Origin of the sequence: Clostridium sp. Marseille-Q5894 (assembly GCF_946902305.1) — a bacterium.
Lineage (GTDB): Bacteria > Bacillota_I > Bacilli_A > Erysipelotrichales > Coprobacillaceae > Thomasclavelia.
The window spans coordinates 1-26,253 of sequence record NZ_CAMPPT010000001.1; the positions used below are offsets into that span (position 1 = coordinate 1).

The window sequence follows — 26,253 nt, forward strand, 5'->3', positions numbered from 1 at the left end:
CATAAAATTTATTCAAAAATAAAATCTTTCTTAATAATTTAATTTCAATAATAGTATTATCAAAAATAAAAGATGGTTTAATTATTATTAATCAAACCATCTTTTATTTATAACTTAAATTGATATATTCTTATTTTTTCATTTCCTTAATAACTTTTTGACGTGTAAATTCTTCTCGATCTTTTTCTTCTAATGCTTCTGTAATAACTTTAATTGTTGATTCAAAACGTGGAATTGAAATATTCTTTAAAGCATTAGCACGTTTTTGGGTTTTACGAATAGTATTCGCCAAACGATAAACACTATTTTCTACTTCAGCTAATAAAACAGTTAATTGTTTTACATTGTAGAAGCAATTATATGCATAATCTACCTTTGAATTAGAACGTTCAATATCATAAGCCATCTTTAAAGGCTGTTTATCATATGAAATCTTAGGAATTTCTACCCCCATAACACTACGATATGCAATCGAAATCCCATAATCTTCTGGTGTACTATTGACAATATCCGTAATTAATCCCATTGAAATATTAGCTTCCTGCAAAGCATCATAAGCTTCTTGATATGATGAAGTAATTTGATCACGAATAATTTTAACATCATCCAATAAAGTCATCATTTCCTTAATTAAAACATTACGTTTTTTATCCATTAGATTATATCCTAAGTTTGCAAGCTGCAATGATTTTTTCATTGCAATTAAATTACCCTTAGTCGGAACTACTTTCAAAGCCATAACTAATCACCTGCTTCTTGTAATTCTTTAATAATCTTCTTTTCTTTAATATTAAAACGTTCTAATGCTTTTTCATGATTATAGTATTGATCTAACAACGCATTATCCAAACGATCTAATGCCTCACGAGGTAGAACGGATACTAAATCCCAACCTAGATCCAATGTCTCTTCAATACTACGGTTAGCATTAAATCCTTGATTAATAAAATATTCTTCAAATAAACGACCAAAACTAATGTATTTTTTATCTATGTCTGATAATTCATCTTCACCAATAACCGATGTCAAAGAACGTACATCCTGAACATGGGCATAGCACGCAAATAACTGGTTTGCGATATCTTGATGATCAGATCGGGTATACCCTTCACCAATACCATCTTTCATCAAACGACTAAGTGATGGTAAAACTCCAACTGGAGGATAAATACCTGCTGAATTTAGATCAACATCCAAGGTAATCTGTCCTTCAGTAATATAACCTGTTAAATCGGGAACAGGGTGAGTAATATCATTATTCGGCATTGTTAAGATCGGAATTTGAGTTACTGATCCTTTAGCATCTTTAATGATTCCTGCTCTTTCATATAATGAAGCCAAATCGGAATATAAATATCCTGGGTATCCTTTACGTCCTGGAATTTCACCTTTACTAGAAGAGAATTCACGTAAAGCTTCACAATAAGAAGTAACATCACTATAAATTACTAGCACATGCATATCCTGTTTAAACGCTAAATATTCAGCAGCAGTTAAAGCACAACGCGGCGTTAAGATACGTTCGATAATTGGATCATTTGATAGATTCAAGAACATTACTACTCTTTCCATAACTCCAGCTTCTTTAAAACTGCGTTTAAAGTATTCAGCAACATCATTAGTAACCCCCATAGCCGCAAAAACAACAGCAAATCCTTTTCCAGATTCATCAGCAATTTTTGCCTGTTTAACGATTTGAACTGCTAAACGATCATGAGGTAACCCAGACACTGAGAAAATCGGTAATTTTTGACCACGAATCAAAGTGGCTAAACAATCGATTGAAGATATTCCTGTATTGATATAGTTACGTGGATAAACACGTGATACGGGATTTAATGGTAATCCATTAATATCCATCTCAGCTTCAGCATAAACTTCACCTAAACCATCGATTGGACGACCAGCTCCAGAAAAAATTCGTCCTAAAATTTCTTTTGAAACTGGTAACTCCATTGGTTTACCTAATAATTTTGTTTTAGTATTTTCAAGTGATAAGCCGTTCGTTCCTTCAAATACTTGAATAACAACTTTTTCACCTTCAATTTGAACAATTCGACCAGCTCGAGTTGTTCCATCTTTTAATTGTATTTCAACCATCTCATCGTATGAAGCACCTTTAACGTGGTCTAAAACAACTAATGGTCCATTAATTTCATTTAATCCTACATATTGTAGTGACATAATCATTTTCCTCCTACGCTACTGATTTAATTGCTTCATCAATATCCTGATAGTAAGTATCTAATTTATCGATATTATCATTAGGAATATCATATTTCATCTTAATAACTTGATCAAAGATACCTGTATCGACGATTCGTCTGACAACCTTACCTTGACTAACAGCTTCTTTACAACGCTTATTTAAGTATAAAATTACTTCCATCATTTTCAATTGTTTTTCCATTGGAACATAAGTATCATCTTTATGGAAAGCATTTTGTTGTAGATATCCTACTCTAACTACCTTAGCAACTTCAATAATTAATTTTTGATCTTCTGGTAACACATCTGGTCCCATCAATTGAACAATTTCATTTAACTTCGCTTCTTCAGCTAAGATATAAGCAATTTCCTGACGATCACTTACAAATTTTGGACCAACATTTTTACTATACCATTTTTCTAGATCATAAACATAATCACTATAACTTTGCGTCCAGTTGATTGCAAAATAGTGACGAGCATAAGCTAATGCTTTATCAAGAGCCCAGAAACAACGAACGAATCGTTTAGTATTTTGAGTAACTGGTTCTGAAAAATCGGCCCCTTGAGGTGAAACTGCACCAATGATCGATACTGATCCTTCTTTTCCATTCAATGTTTCCATGTAACCAGCGCGTTCATAGAATTGTGATAAACGTGATGGCAGATATGCTGGAAAACCTTCTTCAGCTGGCATTTCTTCAAGACGTCCCGAAATTTCACGAAGTGCTTCAGCCCAACGTGAAGTTGAATCCGCCATGATAGCAACATGATATCCCATATCACGATAATACTCAGCTAAAGTGATTCCTGTATAAATACTGGCTTCACGAGCTGCTACCGGCATGTTTGAAGTATTAGCAATCAGCACTGTTCTATCAGTAAGTGGTTTACCGCTTTTAGGGTCGATCAATTCACTAAATTCTTCAAGAACTTGTGTCATCTCGTTACCACGTTCTCCACATCCTACATAAACAATAATATCGGCATCACACCATTTTGCAATTTGATGCTGCGTCATTGTTTTACCAGTTCCAAAACCACCTGGGATAGCTGCGGTACCCCCTTTAGCAATTGGGAATAACGTATCAATAACTCGTTGTCCTGTTACTAAAGGAATTCCTATCGGTAATCTTTTTGTTACTGGGCGAGCTTGTTTGATTGGCCATTTTTGACATAATGTACATTCAATGATTTTTCCATTTTCATCTTCAATTTTCATAATTACATCATTGATCGTATATTGACCATCTTTAGCCACTTCAATAACTTTACCACTAATCAACGGGCTAACCATACATTTATGAACAATTAAATCAGTTTCTGGAGTTGTTGCGTAGATATCGCCACCTTTAACTTGGTCACCAGCTTTAACTGTCATTGTTACATCCCATTTTTTATTTACATCCAAAGAATCAACATTACTTCCTGCTCTAATAAATGCTCCAGATTCTTTTTCAAGAGCTTTTAAAGGACGTTCGATTCCATCGAAAATATTTCTTAAGATCCCAGGACCTAACGTTGCGCAAATTGGTGATCCGGTTGAAACAACTGGTTCACCAGGTTTAAGACCAGTAGTAGTTTCATATACCTGAATAGTAGTAAATTCTTTAGAAACAGAAATTACTTCCCCCATTAATGAATCATTACCTACATATACCATTTCTAACATTGAAAAAGAAACTGTATCTTTTACTTTTACAACGGGCCCATTAATTGAATAAATTACATCATTTTTCATATGTTAACCCCCTGTCTATTTAATCATTAATCCTGATGTTTTATAAAACCAGTCTTTTTGGTTTTCTAAAGCAGAGTCTAATGATTCGTCAACAACGACATTAGTAGCTTTATTTTCAATAATAAAACCACCTATCTTAATTTTATCGCTTACTTCAACTTCCAAATCCACACCATAAGCTTTTACTAATTCATCTTTATATCTCATATCTTCTTCTCTAAGTTCAAGAGTTGAATCTTCCATTTGATATAATTTACCAATCTTTTCGATATGCTCAATAAGATACTTTTGATAATCCTTACTAGCTACAAATGCAACTAATTTTTCTTTAGCTTCTTTAAAAATATTTGCTACATACTCATCTCTTTTAACAACTAATTTTTTAGTTTTTTCCTCTTGAGATAAAGAAGCCTCGACACTAGCACTAGAAGAAATCTCTACTAGTTCTTTAGCTAATAATGCCTCAGCATCTTTTTTAGCTTCAGCTTTAATTTGATTATAAGCCTCTTCTTCAAGTTCTTTAGCTTCAGCCAAAATCTTTTCTTCTTCTAGATTAGCTAGCCTTTCAATCTCTTCTTTCATATAAAGAAATACTTGTTCTTTCTTTTCCATAGCATTCCCTCTCTATAACTTCACACCAATTGCTTCAGAAACATATTTATCAATAGTCTCACCAATCTTTGATTCACCATGACGATCAGGAATTTCTACAAGCAACGGTTTTTGTTGTTTTAATTTAATTTCTGAAATAATATCAGGAGCAAGTTCAATCAGATTAGTAGTAATCAAGATGATTCCAATTGAATCATCTTTTAATTTTGTTTCCAATAGTTCTAGAAACTCTCTTCTTTTATGAACTACCTGTCCTTCGATTCCTACTAGCCTAAGTCCAATCTGAGTATCGACATTATCACTTATACAATAAAATCGCACAATAATCACATTCTTTCGATTAGATTTTGTTGATAATCAAAATTGAGATCAATAACCCGTAGATTGCAACCCCTTCACCTAAGGCTACAAAAATCAATGACTTACCAAAGTTCTTTTCATTTTCAGAGAATGCTCCAATTGCTGCAGGTGCTGCAGCAGCTACCGCAATCCCAGCTCCTAATGCAGATAAACCTGTAGCTAAAGCAGCGGCAACAAATCCTAAACCTTGAGCAATCGTTCCTGTAATAACTGCTGCTTCTTCTGCATATACCCCGTTAGTAATTGCTGCTAAATATAAAGCTAAACATACAGCGCCAGCAAAACCAGCAACATGTGATGCTAATCTAATTTTTGCACTTTTTACACTTACTTTTCCTGTAAATACTTTAATTAAAGGTAATGATAATAAAATAACTACTAATGCTGGTAAAATAAATTCTAAAACTGTCATAATAATTTCCTCCTCGATTTTTAATCCTCTTTAATAGTTTTAAATGGGATACCGTTTCCTTCATAATATCGGCTAAACATTTCGTAAAACTCTAAACGTAAAACTTGAATTCCTACAATCAATCCTTCCAAGCACATTACAAAAACGTTACCAAATATAATAACGGCTAATTCACCAACGCCTCCAACCATTTCGGCTAGAGTATATACAACCAACATCATCCCGGCATGTGACAAAACAAATCCACCAACCCTTAAAAATGACATTGTGTTAGTGATAAAAGATAAAACTACTTCAAACAATTCAAAGAACCCTTCTACAAAGAAAGCCCCAAATCCATTTGGAAACATTGCTTCATGTTCTTCAAATTTTCTAATTAGCGGTTCTTTTAGGAATATAAATAATAACGGAATAATAATTAATATAATTACATAAATCATATTAACAAAACCTAATCCTAAAAATATATTCAACACTAAACCTAAAATAGAAACATAGAATACTAATCCACACACTCCATTTTGGCTTAAAACAGCTTCACCAATATTCTTCTTTTTCAAATTCAAAACAACATTAAATGACATTGAAATAATAATTAAAATAATTCCTAAGCAGATTGCTGCTATCAATAATGTCATTGTGTTATCTGGTGACATAGCATTAAACATCGGAATTAAAATTTCTTCATTTCCAAAAACCGATCCAAAAACAATCCCGAATAAAGTACTCGAAATTCCTAAACGAATTCCTACTGCACCTAATTGCAAACCAAACTTTTTATAAGCAATTAATCCAACTAGGGAAAGAATGATTCCCTGCCCGACATCACCAAACATGATTCCAAATAATAAAGTATACGACAACGAAACTAGTAACGTTGGGTCCGCATCGCTATACTTCGGTACACCATACATTTCGACAAACATTCGAAATGGTCGAGAAAACCAATTACTTTTAAGTAATGTTGGCGGTGACAACCTAACATCGCTATTAGCTGGTTTTACATCAACAGTTACTGCTTCAATACTTTCAAAATCTTCTTTAAATTTCTTTGTATTTTTAGTTGGAACAAAACCATTTACAGTAAGTTTATCACCAATAACAACTACGTATTTTTGCATGATATATACGTCATTTAAGTGTTTAGCAATCGTATAAATTTCATTTAGTTTATCCTGATTATTTGCAAACATCTTATTAATGCGCATTTCCAGCTTCTTACTATGTTCAATAGCTACATTTGCCTCTTCTTGAATTTCGCTGATCGCTAGTTCTGGTGAACCATGAACAAACGTAGGAATATGAATTCTTTCAAAATACAGTGACGAAAAAATATTGTCAACTTCCGGTGCATCTCCAGGTGTTGTGATATACATACACCAAACAAATTGACTATCATTATGAAACGGTTTAAATACAAACGGTAGTGATTCATAATAATCTAATTTTGCAACATTGTTTGCTGGAATCTTACCAAACCTTACTTGAAGATATTTACAGCTAAACAAATCATCAAAATCAACATCGATATCCGCAACATGCTGTAACTGAATGATTGCTTCTTGATTCTCGATCACCATTTGATCAAGTTGGACTTTTACCGCATCAATACGTTCAACATCAAGTAACAAATCATCTAAATATTCTTTAACCCCTAATACATTTATTTGATTACTTTCAACTGGTATTTCTTCAAGTTTAAAATGATATTTGTTAGAGGCATCATTTAAACGTACCAAGATTTCTTCATAAAGATTATCTTGATTATAAACACTAAGCCCTGTTACACTATCAATAAACTTAGAGGCTAACTCAGGATGAAAATCATCATGGTTAAAAAGTTTTAATAAAACTTCATTGTAACAATACTTATCAAAATTAATACTGACTAAGTTTAATCTTGAAATTGCCATTATATCCCTCCTATATCCTTATCGACTTCCGTGTAACTTTTTTTGCAATTATCAAAATAATCATTGTAATGATCCAAATACCAAATCCAAATAAAAATGTATGAATTATATGCATTGGTAAATTGAAAAGCGGTTTATATAACTCAATTTGATAAAACAATGTTCCATAAAATAATCCGCCAACTAAAATTGCAGCTCCGATTCGCTTTAACATGCCACCAAAATTATTAGTTTTCTTAATATTTACTAATAATCCTAATACTAACAATAAAATACCAACACCAATATCTCCAACACATACAGCACTAATTATCATCGTAAGTATCGCAACTAACGCTGTTGGATCGAAAACATCTCCAAGGGTAACACTTAAAACATTTTCAAATGGTTGAAACAACGTATTATTCTTTACAATAACTGGAGCAATAATATTTCTTTTTTCATAAATATCAACTGGTAATTCAATTATTTTAATGCTGTCGATATCATTAAATTTAGTTTCAACTTCTTTTAAATCAAGACTGCTGAAAGTATAAACTGATGCTTTTTGTGAAAAATCAACAACATAACGACATTTATCATATAATCGTTTCAAATTATATAATCTAGTAAATACTTCTAATAATTCTTTTTGATACTTATTTTTTACTTCTTCTAATTTTGTATCCATTCTTTTTATATATTCTTCCATTGCTGCTGCTTCTTCAACTAATTCATTGATTGCATCATGAATTTTACCATGTGCAAAATCAGGTAAATTAATAAGTTCAAATGACATTGAAGAAAATGCATTATCAATTTCTGAAATGTTATTAGTAAGTCCCGCATAAACGATCCATACATATTGTTTTGAGCGATTTAATTCTTTAAAAACAAATTCATAATCTCGATAATATTGAATCTTAGTAAACTCACCTACAGGAATTTTCCCAAAGCGGCAAGTAATATATTTTGTATTTTGAACATCATCTACACTTATTTTCGATTCTTCAAGATTTCTTAATAATATAACAGCCTCATCATTTTCATCTTTTTCTTTAATGATTCCTTCTTTGATATTAACAATATTATCAATTTGACTATTAATATCATCAATTAATTTATTTACATTATACAAATTAATTTCCTTAAATTCTTTATCTTGAATATCACTATTAAGATTTAAACGACTTAATATATGATAAATGTTATCAAGTGGTTCATTATAAGGATTGACTTCATCCATAATTGACACCCCTTTAACATTATTCGCTATCTTTTTAGAATCTTGTGGAAACATTTCATCTTGATGCTCACTCATTTTGATCAACACTTTCATTAAATCTTTATGTTCAAAAGAAATATTAAAGAAATGTGTTTTTATAATAGCCATTAATAATCCCTCCTATGCAAAGATCAGCATCTCTTCAATACTTGATGCATCTCTTTTATATCTAATCCCTTCAATAATATGTTTCAAATTATCGATTTCAACCTTTTGTAAGATTGAATAAGTTAAATAAACTAGTGGTGCATCACCAGAAAAGCGCATATATCGTTTTGCAATATTATACTTAATCTCCTCTACATAGTATTCAATATAAGCATACTCCTTATCTCCAAGATATAACTTATATTTTGAATTAGCCAGCAGTTCCAACAATTCTTTAGCACTCCGTGCTTCAATCAATGAATCTAACATTGTTTTAGACATTCTACAATGTTCTAAACATAATGAATTTCTGATTGTTTCATTCGATTCTTTAAAATATTTTTTAAATCGATAAATTTTAGTAATGTTAGCTAACTCAATCGATGTTGATAAAACATCTAATAGTTCTTTTTGCTCCTTACCCTTAAAATTACTTTTAATAGCATCTACATAAGTATTATAATACAAAGATTTTAACTGTCTTTCTAATGCATTGATATCAATCGGAGCAGTAAAATCAAAATTAGCTAAAATTTTATAATACCTGGTACCTCTTAAATAAACTACTAAATCCTTATAATTATCAACATTGATCAAACCATAAATATTAAAACTCATTTTACCCGCTAAATAATCCGGTATCTCTAAGGAAAAACTCGCCTGATCCTTTTCCTTAATACTGACAACCTTATCAACAATTAATTGAACCTCAATTCCTACAACTTCCTGATTATAAAAATCTTGATTCTTTTTTGGTGCATACTTCATTAATCTAGCACACCGTTCAAAATACTCTTTATTTAAAGAAGCTTCTAATTGACGGCGATGAACATTTCTAACATTAATATCTTGTAAAACACCATTATACTTTGTTTGCGATTTTAAATACGTTACCATTTCACCAAGTGTTTGTTTCCGGCATAAATCACTATAACCTTCTTCACCGATTCGATAACCATACATCGCTTTTGCCTTAGCACATAGTGCATTTGACGATAAAGCCATTCCTTCACCTTCTTACTTTAAACATCTTTTAACAATTTCATCTATCCATTTGTCTTTGTTTTGATTATAAAGATTCTCTAAATTTGCTAACGTATCTTTATAATCTTGATCAAGCTGTTTAGCATCTTCTTGATTCTTATTCATTAATTCTGTCTTATGTTCCTCAATCTTTTTGTTTTGCTCTGCAACAAAACCTTCATATATCTCTTTTCTTTTCTCATTCATGTTTGTTTGCGCATCTAATTTCTTTGCTTTTGCAAGTTCAACGCGCTCAACACACTTACGGTCTATTTCTACTAATCTTTGAATTACATCATCCACAGTACAACCCCCTTTGCTTGAGATAAGTATACTCCTATCTAAAAAAAATGCAATGATAATAATCTATCATTTTAAAAATTTTATCATTTCTGCTGTAACCCTAGTCATATCAGGGGTTACAAGAGATTTCTTAATATTATCTTTACATTTTAAATAAGCAAATATACATTTTTAACATGTTTTATTATAACTTTTAACTAAAAAAATTCATTAGACAATTCTTTAGTTTTGTCTAATCAAAAATACCTAGCTCTTTTATCAAGAGATTTATAATTTTGTCCCTGCTTTTACCATCATTACTTTTGTAAATAAATTTAAATAAAAGTCTTCATATCCATTGAGAGCCCCAACTACTTGTGATAAAGTATAACTAGTGAGGTTGTAAAGATGATAAAAGAAAATATAAAAAAATTACAAAATTTAATGAAAGAAAAAGGAATTGATATTTATATCGTTCCCACTAGTGATTTTCACCAAAGCGAATATGTCGGTGAATACTTTAATGGCCGTAAATTCTTATCAGGATTTACTGGTTCTGCAGGTACTTTAGTCATCAGCTCAAACGAAGCTCGTCTATGGACTGATGGTCGTTATTTTATCCAAGCTAAACAGCAATTAGAAGGCAGTGGTATCATTTTAATGAAAATGGCAATGCCAGGTATCCCTACTATTAAAGAATATCTTGATCAAAACATCGATAAAACGGTAGGCTTTGACGGTCGCGTGATGTCTGCTCAAGAAGCTGAACACCTAAATAACAAATTGATTACTGATATCGATTTAGTTGATGAAGTTTGGCATGATCGTCCTAATATTTCACAAGAACCAGCTTACTTATATGATGAAAAATATTGCGGCGAATCAAGAGCTTCAAAACTACAGCGTCTACGTGAAGCAATGGGTGATTGCCAACATCATATTATCACGAGCCTCGATGATATCGTCTGGTTATTTAATATCCGCGGTAATGATGTTGAATGTAATCCCGTTGTCTTAGCTTATGCCCTTATCAATAAAGATGATGCTATATTATATGTTCAAAACAATGTTGTTGATATTAAAATGGCAGCTATTTTAAAAAGAGATGGCATTAATATCAAAGCATATAATGACATTTATGAAGATGTTAAAAAATTAACTGGTAAAGTATTATTAGATAAGCAAATCGTTAATTATCAAATCTGCAGTAATTTAAATTGTGAAATTAAAAATATGATTAATCCAACCCAGCGCTTTAAAGCTATAAAAAACGAAACCGAGATCAAAGCTACTAAAAATGCGCATATTAAAGATGGTGTTGCCATGACAAAATTTATGTACTGGCTAAAAACAAATGTTGGAAAAATCGAATTAGATGAAATTTCAATTAGTGATAAATTAACTGCTTTTAGAAAAGTTCAAAATGATTTTCGTGATTTAAGCTTTGATACAATTTGTGGTTATAAAGCTAATGCTGCTTTAATGCATTATAAAGCTCAGCCTGGTAAATGTGCAAAAGTAACAAATGAAGGAATGTTATTGATTGACTCTGGTGGTCAATATTTAGACGGTACGATCGATACGACAAGAACTTTTGTTTTAGGACCTATCAGTGACCAGGAAAGACGTGATTTTACGATTGCTTTAAAAGCTATGATGCGCTTACAAGCTGCTCATTTTGTAGCTGGTACAACAGGCCCAAATTTAGATATTTTAGCTAGAGGAATTGTTTACGAATATAATTTAGATTATCGCTGTGGAACTGGTCATGGCGTTGGTCATTACCTAAACGTTCATGAAGGACCAAACGGATTTAGACCGCATGATCGTCCTGGCTGGGCACCAATGTGTGCTTTTGAACCAGGGATGATCACTACTGATGAACCAGGTATTTATATTGAAGGAAGTCATGGCGTTCGCCACGAAAATGAATTATTATGTGTTGAAGTCACTAACAATGAATATGGACAATTTTTAAAATTTGAGCCAATTACGATGGTTCCTTTTGATTTAGATGGTTTGGATCTTAAATTATTATCAGATCATGAAATTAAACAAATCAACGACTATCAACAGCTAGTTTTTGATCATGTTGCACCATATCTATCTAATGAAGAAAGAACCTGGTTACAAGCAAACTTATTAATTAAAAACTAATTATTTTGAAGCCAAATAACTGGCTTCTTTTATTATAAAAAAGCAATATTATTAAAAGTAATAATATTGCCCCTATATTTTAACTTCATTATCAATGATTTGATATTCAATCACTTTTCCTTGTTTTAATGACTCCTGTACATTGATCAAACGCTGATTAGCTGAACCTCTATACAATAAAGCTAAACTTTTTTTATCCTGTTCAAATTTACCATCGATCAACATATCGCATAACTGTAATAGCTCTTTCTTTTTAGCATCTTTAAGTATTTCTTCATAAGTAAAACCACTATAAACAACGATATTTAATCCCATTGCTTTAACCTCTTTACATATCTCAATTAATGGCTTTACCTGCAACATCGGTTCTCCACCAGATAAAGTTATTCCGTCCAATAGTGGATTAGCAGTTATTTCTGATAAAATATCTTGAATATCTTTTAAATAGCCACCATTTATATCATGACTTTTAGGATTATGACAACCGCTGCAATTATGAAAACAACCCTGAGTAAAAATTGTATATCTAAGTCCTGGCCCATCAACGATTGAATCATCAACAGTTCCAAATAAACGAATCTTCATTATTCAATACCGTGTTTAACGCGCTCTTGTTCTTCAGCTTTTTTTCCATCATTAAATCGTTCCAAAGTTCCAACTAAATAACCGGTAATACGACGAATTCTTTCAAAACCATGATGTTCTTCTTCACTTCTTCCACATAACGGACAAATATCATCAATAATTCCATTATAGCCACAAACAGGATCACGATCTACAGGATGGTTTATTGCTCCATATCCAATTCCATTATCATGCATCGCTCTAACTATTTTTTCAAACGCCGCTAAATTTTTAGTTGGATCACCATCCATTTCTACATAACTTATATGTCCACCATTAGTTAAAGCATGATATGGTCCTTCTAATTTTATTTTCTTAAAAGCACTAATAGGATAATACACCGGAATATGAAAACTATTAGTATAGTAATCTCGGTCTGTAATTCCTTCTAATTTTCCAAACAGTTTTCTATCCATTCTCACAAAACGACCTGACAATCCTTCGGCTGGTGTTGCAATCAAACTAAAGTTCAAATTATATTTCTTTGTCGCCGCTTCCATTGCTTTAGACATATGTCCAACTATCTGCAGTCCTAAAACTTGAGCTTGCTCACTTTCACCATGGTGAACACCAATTAAAGATTTTAAAGTTTCAGCAAGCCCGATAAAACCTACCGTCAATGTCCCATGCTTTAAAACTTCACGAACTTCATCATCCGCTTTCAATTTATCACTATCTAGCCAAACACCTTGCCCCATTAAAAAAGGATAGTTTCTAACTTTACGACGGCATTGAATTTCAAAACGTTCTAGAAGCTGTTGAATACACAACTCTAACATCTCATCTAATTTATCAAAAAATTTATTAACATCGCCATTAGCATAAATTGCCAGTCTTGGTAAATTGATTGATGTAAAGCTTAAATTACCACGCCCAAAACTAATTTCTTTCTCTTTATCATAAACATTTCCCATAACTCTTGTTCTACATCCCATATAGGCAATTTCCGTTTCTGGCGTACCTTTATAATATTGTCGATTGAAAGGCGCATCAATAAACGAAAAATTAGGAAATAACCGTTTTGCAGAGGTTTTACATGCTAATTTAAACAAATCATAATTTGGCTCTCCTTCATTATAATTAATCCCTTCTTTAACTCTAAAAATTTGAATTGGGAAGATCGGTGTTTCACCATGCCCTAAGCCCGCTTCTGTAGCTAATAAAATATTACGCATTACCATTCTACCTTCACTTGATGTATCCATACCATAATTTATGGAACTAAATGGTACTTGCGCCCCAGCCCTTGAATGCATCGTGTTCAAATTATGAATAAAGGCTTCCATTGCCTGATAAGTTTCTTTATCTGTTTCTTTATAAGCACTTGAAATTGTAAAATCAATGATTTCATCAAGTATCGATTCATCAATATTATTCGCAATTAAAATTTCTTTTAGCATTTGATTAAATTTTAGATCAACATCTAAAGTCGGCTGTAACTGTATTTGTTCCTTAACAGAAACAACGATTTTATCACCATCCAATTTTGCAAGCAAAGTTATGGCTTTAGCAAGATTATCATAAAAATGTTTTATATAAGACTTTTTAACTCCTGGTGCCATCCCATAATCAAAATTAGGAATAGCTTGCCCGCCATGTTGATCATTTTGATTTGACTGGATTGCAATACAAGCAAGAGCTGCATAAACACTAATGCTATTAGGTTCCCTTAAAACTCCATGTCCTGTAGAAAATCCTTTTTCAAACAATTTAACAATATCAATTTGACAACAAGTTGTTGTCAAAGTCAAAAAATCCATATCATGAATATGAATATCACCATTAATATGAGCACGCGCATGTTTAGGGTTTAACACAAACATTTCATTAAACTGTTTTGCCGCTTCAGCCCCATATTTTAGCATCGTTCCCATCGGTGCATCAGCATTAACATTAGCATTTTCTCTTTTTAAATCACTATCTTTACTATCGGCAAATGTTATTTCTTCAAACGTTTTCATTAATCGTGATCGCATATCTCTTTCTCGCGTACGATTAGCTCGATATAAAATATACGCCTTAGCTACGCGAACATATCCTTGTTCAATCAGCACTTCTTCAACCGTATCTTGAACAAGTTCAACAGTTGGCAACGCACTTTTCTTTTTTTCTAACTTATTTTCCACCATTTTTGCAATATCAATTGCAGTTTTTAATTCATATTTACCACCACAAGCCTCAAAAGCCTTATAAATAGCTCCGGCTATTTTATCTGTTTCAAAAGATACTAAACGGCCATCTCTTTTTCTTATATTTTCTATCATATTTTTTCCTCCACGCATATTCAGTATAACTTACCTGAAACAAAAAATCATTTAAAATACACTATCACTAGCAAGATTTAACCCTAAGATAAAAATTATATCTTAGGGTATTTTTTGATTACTGGCTGATAGTTTTTATATGTCGCTACTATATAACAGTCTCTAAGTTCCTCAATAATACTATATCTAAATAAATCTTCTTGATTTAAATTATATTTTTCAATTAATTTATGCATTATTATTCGACTTCTTTCTTTATTAAGAGTAGTTTTCCACCATCTTTTAGGTTTGATTTTTGTTAAAAGCAAATAATCTTCAATCAATTCATCTAAATACTCACCTTTTAAATACTCATTTAAGTATTTAAATAATTCATCATTTTGATAACCGATTCTTTTAAAATGATGAAGCTGATAATAATTTCCCAGATCTAAAAAGAAATAAAACGGTGAAGCAGCTTTTCTCATCACTTTATTCATCGTGATCTTCATCTTACCACTATTCCAATATTTTTCTAACATATCTTCTGCTAAATGGATTTTAACAATATCCTCTTTTGATAGATCGTTACTGTAAAGCAATTCATAAGGGGGATTTTCATCATATACATAACCATATTTTTTGGCTTCTTTTCGCAAACTAGTACCACGAAGAAGCTTCAAAAATCCGAGTTGTAATTCTTTAGGATAAAAGCTAAATACATCATCAAATGATTTAGCAAATCTTTCTAAATTTTCCAGCGGTAAACCGGCAATTAAATCTAAATGAAAATCTATTTTATCATTAGTTTGCAACTGTCTGATAACTTCACTTAAGCGTTCAAAATTCTGATATCTTTTAACTATTTCATTAGTAGGTTCATAAGTCGATTGAATCCCTATTTCAAACCTAAGCAGACCATCTGGGGCATATTCATTAATATAATCAATAATTCTTTGATCCAAAACATCACCATTGATTTCAAACTGGAATTGTATTCCTGGACGATAATGTTTGAATATATGTTCCAATATCGCAAGAGCATGCTCAGTTTTAGCATTGAAACTTCGGTCTAACAGCTTAATTATTTTTACATCAGTTGCCATCAATAAATCTAACTGCTCTTTTAAATAATCGAGACTAAAAAAGCGTAATCCTTTTTCTAATGATGATAAACAGTACTGACACTGATACGGACAGCCACGACTAGTTTCAAAATATAAAACTCTTTTTGACATATCAGCCAAATCCCGTGTTAATAAATAGGGGGAATCAAGTGTCTGTAAATATTGCAGATCAACCGGGTGCGTTTGTCGATAATCACGTTTATCTTTTCTACTAATGCCTTGTACAGCAATTTCCTGCTGGTTCTTTAAACAATCCAATAATTGTTTAAAAGCAACTTCACCTTCACCACTAATAACATAATCTATTTCAAAATTATCTAAAAAATAATCTATTTCATAACTAACTTCAGGCCCACCTAAAACAATAATCAAATGCTTATTTCTTTTTTTCAACTTAACACATAATTCTTTAATTAAATCAACATTCCAAATATAGACACTGATAGCTAATACCTGGATCTCCATAGAAATAATATCATCTACGATTTTTTCAAGATCCTCTTTGATCGTATATTCTTTAAAGTCCACATCATGATAATCTTTAGTGGCTACATATAAAAGCCGTAACGCCAGCGACTTATGAATATATTTTGAGTTTAAAGTTGTAATCAATATTTTCATTTATTTACCTCATTAAAATAATCTAGAGAAATTCTCTAGATTATTGTTTCTTCACTTCTGGCATAACATTATTATATAAACAATATTCTTCAAAAGTCCAGCCTTTTTCTACGATTTCTTTTGCTACATCTTCACCAACATATCGTAAGTGCCAAGGTTCGTGAGCAATTCCCGTAATCCCGTCAGTTCCATCTTCAAAACGAATGATAAATCCATACTTAGAACAGTTTTTGATTACCCATTTATATTCATCAGTATCACCAAAAGTAATTCGTTTACCTTCAACAACACTTTGGGCTGTTAAATCAATTCCTAATCCTGTTTGATGCTCACTTGCTCCAGGCTGAGCAACATATTCATTGGCATATTGGGTATTGTAGCGTTTTACAAAATCAGCCATTGTCTCAACTTGAGTTTGATATGAACGATAAGCACTATTTAAGACTAATTCGAGTCCTTCTTTTTTAGCTGCCTCATACATCTTCGTTAAAGCTGCAGATGTTTCTTTGGTCATTTTTGAATTTTGACAATCAGGCGCAACTGGAATTTCTGGATCAACTAATTCAGGTTCATAATCTTCTGGTAAATAAAATCCTTTCTTTACTAATGTTAATAAATTATCTGGATTAGTAATTGTATATTTATCTGCTGGTTCCCCGTTGTTTGAAATAATAAATGGATAATTAGTAATACAAACTGCATAATTATAATTATTATAGATACTATATGCATTCATATAAGCTTCTAAATTTTGAAGTTTATAACCCTTTACCTTACGATATGGTGCTAGATCACTAGCTGTGTATTTATGATCGATCAAATATTGAAAATCGTCTTGTAGAGCTCCTTCATCGATTAAATTCCAAATCAATTTTTCAGTATAGCCCATACTTTTTAACTTTGGTACCTGACTTTCAAATAAGTTATCAACATATGCTACTACATCAGCATATTCCATCTTCTTATTCATTCCTAAATACTTTTCGTATTCATCATATAATGTAACTTTAGATGACTCGTTGATCCAATTAGTGATATGATCCATCTTATCATGAGATATGATTTCTTCTTCATCTTCTTTTGGTAAAGATAAAATTTCACTTGTTTGAGAAAAAGAATATCCTTTCACTAACAATTTAATTCGATTTAAATTTAAAAAAGTTGTTACCCCTACAATCAAAATTACAGCAATCACTGCAACGATTGCAACTCGTCCTACTTTTAAACGACTTCTATGACCGCTGTTATATGAACTATAATATGAATAATCTCTTCTTTTTTTAAACATTATAACATTACTCCTAACTTATTTACTCATATTTAAATAATCATTTCTACCTAAAATGTACTGATCATTACCATAACTATCAATAATAACTACTAATGGCATATCTTCTACTTCTAATCTCCGAATTGCTTCAGGACCTAAATCATCAAATGCAATTATTTCACATTTCTTGATACAATTTGACATTAGTGCTCCAGCACCACCAATCGCTCCAAAATAAACACCATTATTTTCAACAATTGCATCTTTAACACTTTGAAGACGATAACCTTTTCCAATCATTGAACGTAAACCAAGTTTGATCAATGTTGGCGCATAAGCATCCATTCTTCCTGATGTCGTAGGTCCCCCACTACCAAAGACCTTTCCTGGTTTACTCGGAGTAGGTCCAACATAAAAAATGACTTGATCCATAAGTGGAAATGGCAATTCTTTTCCTTCTTCGATTAGACTCATTAATCGCTTATGAGCCGCATCGCGACCAGTATAAACAATACCGCTAAGCATCACCTCATCACCAGCATGCAATTGTTTTATTTTTTCAACTGTAAGTGGTGTTGTTAACTTTATCATAAACTAGCCTCCTTATGACGTGCCACATGACAACAAATACTAACAGCAACCGGCATCCCTGCAATATGTGTTGGATGAGTTTCAATATTAAGTGATAAAGCTGTTGTCTTACCACCATATCCAGCTGGTCCAATTCCTGTCGCATTTATCATTTCTAAAAGTTCTGTTTCTAAATCAGCATAACGTGAATCGGGATGATGACTCCCTATTTCACGCATCATCGCCTGCTTTGAAAGCAACGTTACTTTATCAAATGATCCTCCTATTCCAACACCAATTACCATTGGCGGACAAGCATTTGGTCCCGCATCATTAACGACTTTTAAAACAAAATCTTTAACCCCTTGTACTCCATCACTTGGTTTTAACATCTTTATCTGTGACATATTTTCTGAACCAAAACCTTTTGGAGCAACAACAATTTTAAATTCATCACCTGTTACGATATCAAAATAAATAATCGCTGGTGTATTATCCTTAGTATTGATACGATCAAATAGTGGATCGTCAACAACCGATTTCCGTAAATATCCTTCTTGATATCCTTGGCGAACCCCTTCATTAATAGCTTCTTTTAAATCACCATCAATATGTACCTCTTGGCCCATCGTCACATAAACAAATGCCATCCCTGTATCTTGACAAATCGGCATCATATTTTCACGGGCTAGATCAGCATTATCTATCAAAACATCGAGTGTTTTTTTAGCCAAAGAATAATCTTCTTCATTTTTTTTATTAATAAGTGCATTTAAAACATCGTCAGGTAAATCACACGCTGCTTCAATACACAACTGCTTAACCTTTTCAATAATATCTATACATTTTATTTCTCGCATAATTTTTCCTTTCACAAAAAAAGTAAAATTTTTAATAACATATTTCATTATCAATTCTACATTTTGCATTCTTTAAATATTACAATTTCTTAATCAAAACAACCCCGAGTACTACAGAATTGTTTTCTTATAATATAACCTGAAGGAATACCAAACAATTCTTAAAAAATAGTCGTTCTTTAATATCAAGCGAACTGATGCTACTCTCCATCAGCTGTATTATACACTAAATTTCGACAATTTAAAATAGTACCATTACTATCACTAAAAATTATTATCACATATTTTAAGATATTTTTGATATATTATTACCATTCTTTAATTCTATACTAACAATGTAGTCAAAAGAAATATTCGATTTTCCCTTCAATATAATATTGACTACAAAATCATAAAGATATCCTTCTTTGATATCATGTAATTATTAGTATCCTTTCCCTGATAACTAATAAAGAAAAATGGCAAGTAATTTCCCGGCTTGTCATTTTTCATTTATAAAATAAAAATATTTAAAGCAAATTATTATCTAATACAATAACTTAATCTAAATAAAACAACATATAGGATAACCCCTTCCTAAGTTAATTGAAACATCATATCGTAATATTCTACTAACATGATTTCTTAAATTAAAATTTTACATATTTCTTTATTTAAAAATTAAGATGTATTTTATAACCCCAAAAAATCTAACCTGTATCTACATCCATATAATTAAATTTTTCTTTCAAAAAGAATCTTATTTTCTATAAGACAAAAAAGTACCATTTGATATCAAATGGTACTTTTTGTTTGGTCTAACTTATTTATAAATTTTAGACCTACCCCTCCAATAATTTAAAAACTATTTTCTTCTTCTTTTTGAAAGATATGCAACCGCACTCAATGATGCCATCAATCCTAATGCACTAAACATGCTTGTTGTATCACCAGTTTTCACAGCTTCTTTTTTTATACTTGTTTTCATTTCTAATTTTTCGATACTTGCTTCTAATATTTCTACAGCTGCTTTTACTTCTTGTTCATTTGCTTCTGGATCAGCTAAAACATTTTTAGCTTCTTCTAATGCTGATTGCATTACTTTCCATGATGCTTCACTATAATTTGCTTTATTCAATAAACTAGCTTTATTAATTAATTCATTTAAAGCATCTTTATTTGGTTTTAGTCTTAAATCCAAGTATGCTTTAATGATTTCATTATATACACTGTCTACTTCTGACTGTGTTGCATCTTCTTTTGTTAAAACATCTTTTGCTTTTTGTAATACTAATTCATATCGAGCCCATGATGTATCTGTATATTTGTTTTTATCCAAATCTTCTACACTATCAACAAAATTTTGTAATCTTGTTTTATCTACTCGTAATTGCAAACTTGTAAATGCATTACTTAAATTTTTATAAGCCTCTTCAACATCACTTTCTAAAGCATTTTCATTATCAATTACATCTTTAGCTTCTTGTAATGCTTCTGTTAATGCCATCCAAGAATCCACTGTATAATTATTTACATCTAATTTTTCTATTTGATTGATCAAATTTTGTAATTCTGTTTTATCACCTTTATAGAATTCCAGCATATGCATTGCATTGGCTAAACGACTAAACGCTAAATCGACTGTTTCTTGACTAGCTGCTTCATCTGCTAAAACGTTATTTGCTTCTTGTAAAGCAATCTTAAATTCAGCTACCACTACTGGAACAACTTTTTCTAAATCTTCTTCGGTTATATTATTGGCTAATTCTACAGCAATCTTCAAGTCACTTTTATTAACTGGTTGTTCATCTTTTAATTTAAATGTAATAACGATTTCATGAGCCTTTTTAATATTTTCTAAAGTAAAACTATTATTTTCTACTTTACCTTCAAATGATTTACCATCAATTAAGATCTGATCGTAAACATAACCTTCATCAGGAACAAAGTTAATTGTATAATCTTTTCCATATTCAACTGTCAGATCCTCATTTAAAACTTTTCCGTGTTCCATTTCTTTTACATCAAGTGATATTAATTCTTTAAAGCTAAACCAATCGATATTAGCTACATTTTGTCTTGCTAGTCCACCATTTTCACCAGCTTTTACATCACCGCTAAATGTTAAATAAACATCATGAACACCTTGAATATTCTGTGATGAATCAAACATTGTACTACCATATATATAATCTTTCCAAGTTCCTGTTTTTTGTGGTACAAATGTTACGATTGGATCATTATCTCGACTATCTAAACGAACCTCAATCAAAGGATTATCACATTGAGTGAAGTCTTCAACAGAATAATATAATTCAAAAAAGTTAGCGTTTGATTCAAAAATCATATCGTAATAACAAACCCAATCACCAGGATTTAAACTTCCAATATTTGGTCCATCATTAACTATTCCAGAATGACTATTATAATTTTCAGCTTCTTGTTTTTCATAAGCTAAACTAGTTGAAGATATAGCTTGCAATGCTTTTTGTAAAGCTTGATAAACTTGTCTCATTTTTTCTGCTTCAACCCCTTCTTGATTTATTACTTCCTTAGCTTCATCAATTCTTTGATGAATTAATTTGACTACTTCTTCATGACTATTTGATAAATCAACGTTTTCACTGTGTGCTACTAGTCCTTTTAAATCATCCAAAGTTACTTCATTTAAATCTTCTAATTGTGAAAATAACTCAATTTCAGCTAAATTTTCACCACCAGTTAATTCTATTTTATAATGCTTATATTTATCAGCCTGATGAATGATGAATGGTCTTGTATATTGTGACCAGGTAAATTCTAAATCACTTCTCGTTTCTATCAATTGCCACTCATTTGCATCATTAGAACCATATACTTTAAAACTATCAGGAGCTTTACCTTCTTTTGCAGAAGTAAGCGTAATCATATCAACGTATTGTGGTTTAGTAAAACTGTAAATCAGTTCAGAACCATCTTTTGTTAATTTTGCACTAGTATCAGATGTGTTATCAAATAAATTTTTAACATCTTCGATATTTTGAGCACTTGCACTATTTAAATATACATCACCAGTAATTCTATCTGTCACATGCACATCTTTTGAGGTCACATCTTCTTCAGGATCAGCTACCTCATTTCCTTTAGTAATTGATGTTGGAACACTATCTTCAGCGCTTCCCCATTTAGAAGGTGTATTAGACATTTCCATTACAATATCCGCACCATTCATCAAATCTTCGTGACGTAAATAGTTTTTATTATAAGTTTCACCATTTAAAGTCATAGATTGAATATAAACATTTTCTTTACTATTACCATTAGCGCGAATTGTAATATCATTACCATTATCTAAATGAATCGTTGTTTTATCAAACAGTGGCGAACCAATCGCATATTCATCACTACCTACAGTTACTGGATAGAAACCTAGAGCACTAAATACATACCATGCTCCCATTCCACCATTATCTTCATCGCCAATCATTCCTTGACCTACTTCACTTCCAATAAAACAACGTTGTAATGAATCACGAATATATTTTTGAGTTTTCCAAGGTTGTCCAGCATAGTTATACATATAAATAATATGATTTGCTGGTTGATTTGATTGATGGTATTGACCCATTTTCACTTCTCGAGCTTCTTTTAACTCTTTATGTCCATAACCAACACCATTAATATCACTGCCCCATCCGTTTATTTCACCTTTTGTTTCAAAAATAGAATCTAATTTTTCAGCAAGTTTATCACGACCTCCATAAAGATTAGCTAATCCCTGACCATCATGTTGAACTGTAACCGCCATGTTATAGGCATTTGTCTCATCATAATTTTCACCCCAATATAACGGATCAAAAATATCGCTTCCATAAAGACTTGGTCCATACCAGTTACCTGAAGCATCTTTACCTTTAAACCACATTTCATCAACATCATCACCTTGTTTATCAAATAAATTAACGTAATTTAAAGAACGATTAGCATAATATGCCGCTTCATCTTCATAACCTAGATCTTCTGCCATTTTAGCAATTCCAAAATCATTGATATAACCTTCCATCGACCATGAAAAACCACAATCTTGTTCTTTTGAAGTATAACCTCTAAATATTGATGTTGTTAGTTGTTTTCTTCCATAATTATCATCTTTTGATACAACTGCACCATTTTTAATCATTGATTTAAATGCATCTTCTTTGTCAAATTCAATTCCTTTTTCCATTGCATCAGCAAAGACAATATCACTACTAGTACCTGACATAAAGTATGTACCTCCAGGTGCTGACCATCTAGGTACCCATTCAACATCTTTATAATGTTGTACTAAACCATTTACTAGCTCACTGCTCATATCTGTTGAAAAAATATTATATGCTGGCCATGCTGCTCTAAAAGTATCCCAAAATCCATTATTGTAATACATTTTACCATCTTTGATTTCTGGTTCAGTATTACTTCCACCATATGGACTTGAATATTGCCATTCTGGATCTTCGTTCGTTCCAACATTTTCACTTAATAAATTTGGATACATAAACATTCTATACATATTAGAATATAATGATACTTTTTGATCAAATGTTCCACCCTCAACTTCAATAACATCTAATTTATCATCCCAAGTTTTTAATGCTCGATCATAAATCGTATCAAATGTATCATCACTTGCTATTTCTAATTCTAAATTATGTTTAGCTTGATCAAAACTTATAAAAGATGTTGCTACTTTCATTTCTACTACATCATCTTCAAAAGAAGCCACGCCCTGCTTTCCATCTACAGCTCTAGAATAAGTCATTGGTTTATCAAAAGTACCATAAATATACATTCCTTTCATTCCAATGCCATTACTTGTATCATTAGTAAATGCTTTAAAACTGTTTGTTTCTTCATCATATTCTAAAATTTCTGTATTTGGTTCGTTACTATTTCCATATAAAGAATCAAAAATTACATTTTTATATTTAGCATCCTGCGGAAACGTAAATCTAACTACTGCCCCATGATCAGTTGGTGAAAGCTCCATCTTAGTGTTAGATGCATTAGAACCTTCATCAAATGTAATTCCATAATAATATGCTCTTGCAATTTCATTATCATGTGAAAAAGGAACTTTTCTTTCATCTACTCCAAATGTCCCCGTTTTTGGATCAATCGAAGTATTGACCATAAATTGCCATGTACCACGATCACCAACCCAATAGCTCGCTTCATGACTAACGGTCATATGTTTAAAATAATTATCATTTTCTTGATAAGTATATATCTTTCTTTGTTCTGCATATCCGCGACCATTCACCTGAGTATTTGCCGGTACCCAAAAATTAAAGCTATGTGGTAAAGTAACAGCTGGAACATTTAATCCCCGAGAGAAATCAGGTGAATCATTAGTTCCTCGTAATATATTTACATAATCAGCTAAATGCTCATACACAGGATCACTTGCTTGATAAATACGTATATCATCTAAATAACTACGAAATGCTCGATAATCACGATCTTCTGGGAACTGATCATTTTTATCATTATCATAACCAATTAAAACACTATCAACTTTCTTACCTAAAGCAACACTGCCAATATTTCCACTTACATGGTTCCATTGTCTAGTTACCAAAGTTCGACTATCACCTTGTTCCATTGGAGCAAGTACATTTTCGTGATCATCTAAAGCCTTTAAATCACTCAAATATGTACCATCTGTGAATTTTATATCTACTGCCATATGCATCTGAGTATAGTTATAATCATAATCAGCTTCATCAATCAAATCTGGAAAAATCATATATTCCAGCTTTGTATCTTTTGTGACAACAATATTTTGATTACTTAAATCATAAAGTTTATTATATGAATATCCACGTTCTTTTCCATAATGAATTCCACTAACTTCTAATGATTTATCACCACTCCAGCCTACACCCTGGGCTCCGACCCAGGCTGAAATTGGACCTCCAACGATCTTTGTCGTCATACCTTCTTGTTCATTTTCTTCCAAAAATTCTTCATCACTACCTAAAACAATTTCTGAAAACTGGGTCATTTCCCCATTTCCACGATTTTTTGTAATATCAAGTCGATAATATTGATATTTATTTGTAACCCCAGCTAAATCGAAAGTCTTTCTTTCATATCTATCATTAAAAATAATGTCATTTTGCTCGTCAATAAGATCATATGTTATCCCATCTATTGAACCATATAATTTCCATGACGCTGGATCTCTACTTTCAAAATCATTTGCACTAGCTATCTGATAACGACTAATAGATATTCCCTGACTTAAAGCAAATTTTACCCAAATCGGATTATCTAAGCTAGGCACATTTGCATTTGTTAAAAACTTTGACACCGTCGTTCCATCAAATAGATTATCAACAATTTCGGTTGAATTATGTGGCTTTGAAGCTTCTATTGATCCCAAATCCAAAAACCTCATAATATCACCTTCAAGTGTTGTTTCATCTTGAATTCGATTTACATTTTTACTTCCCTTGTCTTCATCCACTAATGAATTTATAAACTCATCCTGTGAACCTTCAAAACTTTCCTGCCATAAAGTAATTTCTTCATCACTATTAGTAGTTTGACTCTGAGCATATAATCCTGGAAAACTAGTAATAATTGTTGAATATCCCAATACAGCACTAATAAAAATCTTAAATAATCTCTTTTCCATTCTTTCCATATTCTCTCTCCTTAATTATTATCTAATTTTAGTATAATATCATTCATAATTTCTTACAATTTGTAGCTTTCGTAATTATTTTTTCCAAATTTTGTAACCTACTATTTTTATATAAAAAAGACGAATTAAAAAAATATTGAATTTATATCGATTAAAAGCTATATATAAAA

At 31.5% G+C, this 26,253-nt stretch carries 18 protein-coding genes; 1 reads left to right on the top strand and 17 read right to left on the bottom strand.

The features are described 5' to 3' along the window. Positions 1–130: 130 nt before the first annotated feature. The 10 genes from OC535_RS00005 to OC535_RS00050 are packed head-to-tail and all read right to left on the bottom strand — an operon-like array spanning position 131 to position 9,983. Positions 131–739 carry a V-type ATP synthase subunit D gene (locus OC535_RS00005; protein WP_027089092.1) on the bottom strand — a complete coding sequence of 203 codons (609 nt, stop codon included), beginning with the start codon at positions 737–739 and terminating at the stop codon, positions 131–133. 2 nt (positions 740–741) lie between these two features. Then, on the bottom strand, positions 742–2,184 hold the full coding sequence (locus tag OC535_RS00010) for a V-type ATP synthase subunit B (protein ID WP_024721055.1): 1,443 nt from the start codon (positions 2,182–2,184) through the stop codon (positions 742–744). 13 nt (positions 2,185–2,197) lie between these two features. Continuing rightward, the gene (locus tag OC535_RS00015; RefSeq protein ID WP_024721054.1) at positions 2,198–3,949 is read right to left on the bottom strand and encodes a V-type ATP synthase subunit A; all 1,752 of its coding nucleotides are present in this window, start codon (positions 3,947–3,949) and stop codon (positions 2,198–2,200) included. Between the two features lie 15 nt (positions 3,950–3,964). After that, a complete protein-coding gene (locus OC535_RS00020) occupies positions 3,965–4,561 on the bottom strand; it encodes a V-type ATP synthase subunit E family protein (RefSeq protein WP_027089090.1) in 597 nt (198 codons plus the stop codon). A gap of 12 nt (positions 4,562–4,573) precedes the next feature. After that, the gene (locus OC535_RS00025) at positions 4,574–4,882 is read right to left on the bottom strand and encodes a V-type ATP synthase subunit F (RefSeq protein WP_024721052.1); all 309 of its coding nucleotides are present in this window, start codon (positions 4,880–4,882) and stop codon (positions 4,574–4,576) included. 19 nt (positions 4,883–4,901) lie between these two features. Beyond that, complete coding sequence (locus OC535_RS00030) at positions 4,902–5,336, bottom strand: ATP synthase subunit C-like protein (protein WP_024721051.1); 435 nt, start codon at positions 5,334–5,336, stop codon at positions 4,902–4,904. A 17-nt stretch (positions 5,337–5,353) separates the two neighbouring features. Next, positions 5,354–7,246, bottom strand: coding sequence for a V-type ATP synthase subunit I (locus OC535_RS00035; RefSeq protein ID WP_227053103.1), 1,893 nt, complete (start codon positions 7,244–7,246; stop codon positions 5,354–5,356). A gap of 10 nt (positions 7,247–7,256) precedes the next feature. Beyond that, positions 7,257–8,618, bottom strand: coding sequence for a V-type ATP synthase subunit I (locus tag OC535_RS00040; protein ID WP_027089088.1), 1,362 nt, complete (start codon positions 8,616–8,618; stop codon positions 7,257–7,259). A gap of 12 nt (positions 8,619–8,630) precedes the next feature. Continuing rightward, positions 8,631–9,662 carry a V0D/AC39 family V-type ATPase subunit gene (locus OC535_RS00045; RefSeq protein WP_024721049.1) on the bottom strand — a complete coding sequence of 344 codons (1,032 nt, stop codon included), beginning with the start codon at positions 9,660–9,662 and terminating at the stop codon, positions 8,631–8,633. A 12-nt stretch (positions 9,663–9,674) separates the two neighbouring features. After that, positions 9,675–9,983 (bottom strand): hypothetical protein, encoded by a 309-nt coding sequence (locus OC535_RS00050; protein WP_024721048.1) that lies wholly within the window; start codon positions 9,981–9,983, stop codon positions 9,675–9,677. A 387-nt stretch (positions 9,984–10,370) separates the two neighbouring features. Between OC535_RS00050 and OC535_RS00055 the strand changes: the two genes are divergently transcribed. Continuing rightward, the gene (locus OC535_RS00055; RefSeq protein ID WP_498822863.1) at positions 10,371–12,119 is read left to right on the top strand and encodes a M24B family metallopeptidase; all 1,749 of its coding nucleotides are present in this window, start codon (positions 10,371–10,373) and stop codon (positions 12,117–12,119) included. Positions 12,120–12,191: 72 nt separating this feature from the next. Here OC535_RS00055 and nrdG read toward each other — a convergent pair whose 3' ends face one another. From nrdG to OC535_RS00090, 7 genes are all read right to left on the bottom strand, one after another. Next, entirely contained in the window at positions 12,192–12,704 is a 513-nt protein-coding gene (nrdG, locus tag OC535_RS00060) for an anaerobic ribonucleoside-triphosphate reductase activating protein (protein WP_024721046.1), read from the bottom strand. Beyond that, the gene (locus OC535_RS00065; RefSeq protein WP_024721045.1) at positions 12,704–15,007 is read right to left on the bottom strand and encodes an anaerobic ribonucleoside triphosphate reductase; all 2,304 of its coding nucleotides are present in this window, start codon (positions 15,005–15,007) and stop codon (positions 12,704–12,706) included. Before OC535_RS00065 ends, nrdG begins: the two co-directional genes overlap by 1 nt. Positions 15,008–15,102: 95 nt before the next feature. After that, the gene (locus OC535_RS00070) at positions 15,103–16,734 is read right to left on the bottom strand and encodes a B12-binding domain-containing radical SAM protein (RefSeq protein ID WP_498822864.1); all 1,632 of its coding nucleotides are present in this window, start codon (positions 16,732–16,734) and stop codon (positions 15,103–15,105) included. Positions 16,735–16,774: 40 nt separating this feature from the next. Continuing rightward, on the bottom strand, positions 16,775–18,022 hold the full coding sequence (locus tag OC535_RS00075; RefSeq protein WP_498822865.1) for a M15 family metallopeptidase: 1,248 nt from the start codon (positions 18,020–18,022) through the stop codon (positions 16,775–16,777). Between the two features lie 18 nt (positions 18,023–18,040). Continuing rightward, entirely contained in the window at positions 18,041–18,595 is a 555-nt protein-coding gene (locus OC535_RS00080; protein ID WP_024721042.1) for a Fe-S-containing hydro-lyase, read from the bottom strand. Then, positions 18,592–19,434, bottom strand: coding sequence for a fumarate hydratase (locus tag OC535_RS00085; protein ID WP_024721041.1), 843 nt, complete (start codon positions 19,432–19,434; stop codon positions 18,592–18,594). The genes OC535_RS00080 and OC535_RS00085 overlap by 4 nt, the downstream gene beginning before the upstream one ends. 844 nt (positions 19,435–20,278) lie before the next feature. Beyond that, entirely contained in the window at positions 20,279–26,083 is a 5,805-nt protein-coding gene (locus OC535_RS00090) for a GH92 family glycosyl hydrolase (protein ID WP_498822866.1), read from the bottom strand. Between the last annotated feature and the right edge of the window lie 170 nt (positions 26,084–26,253).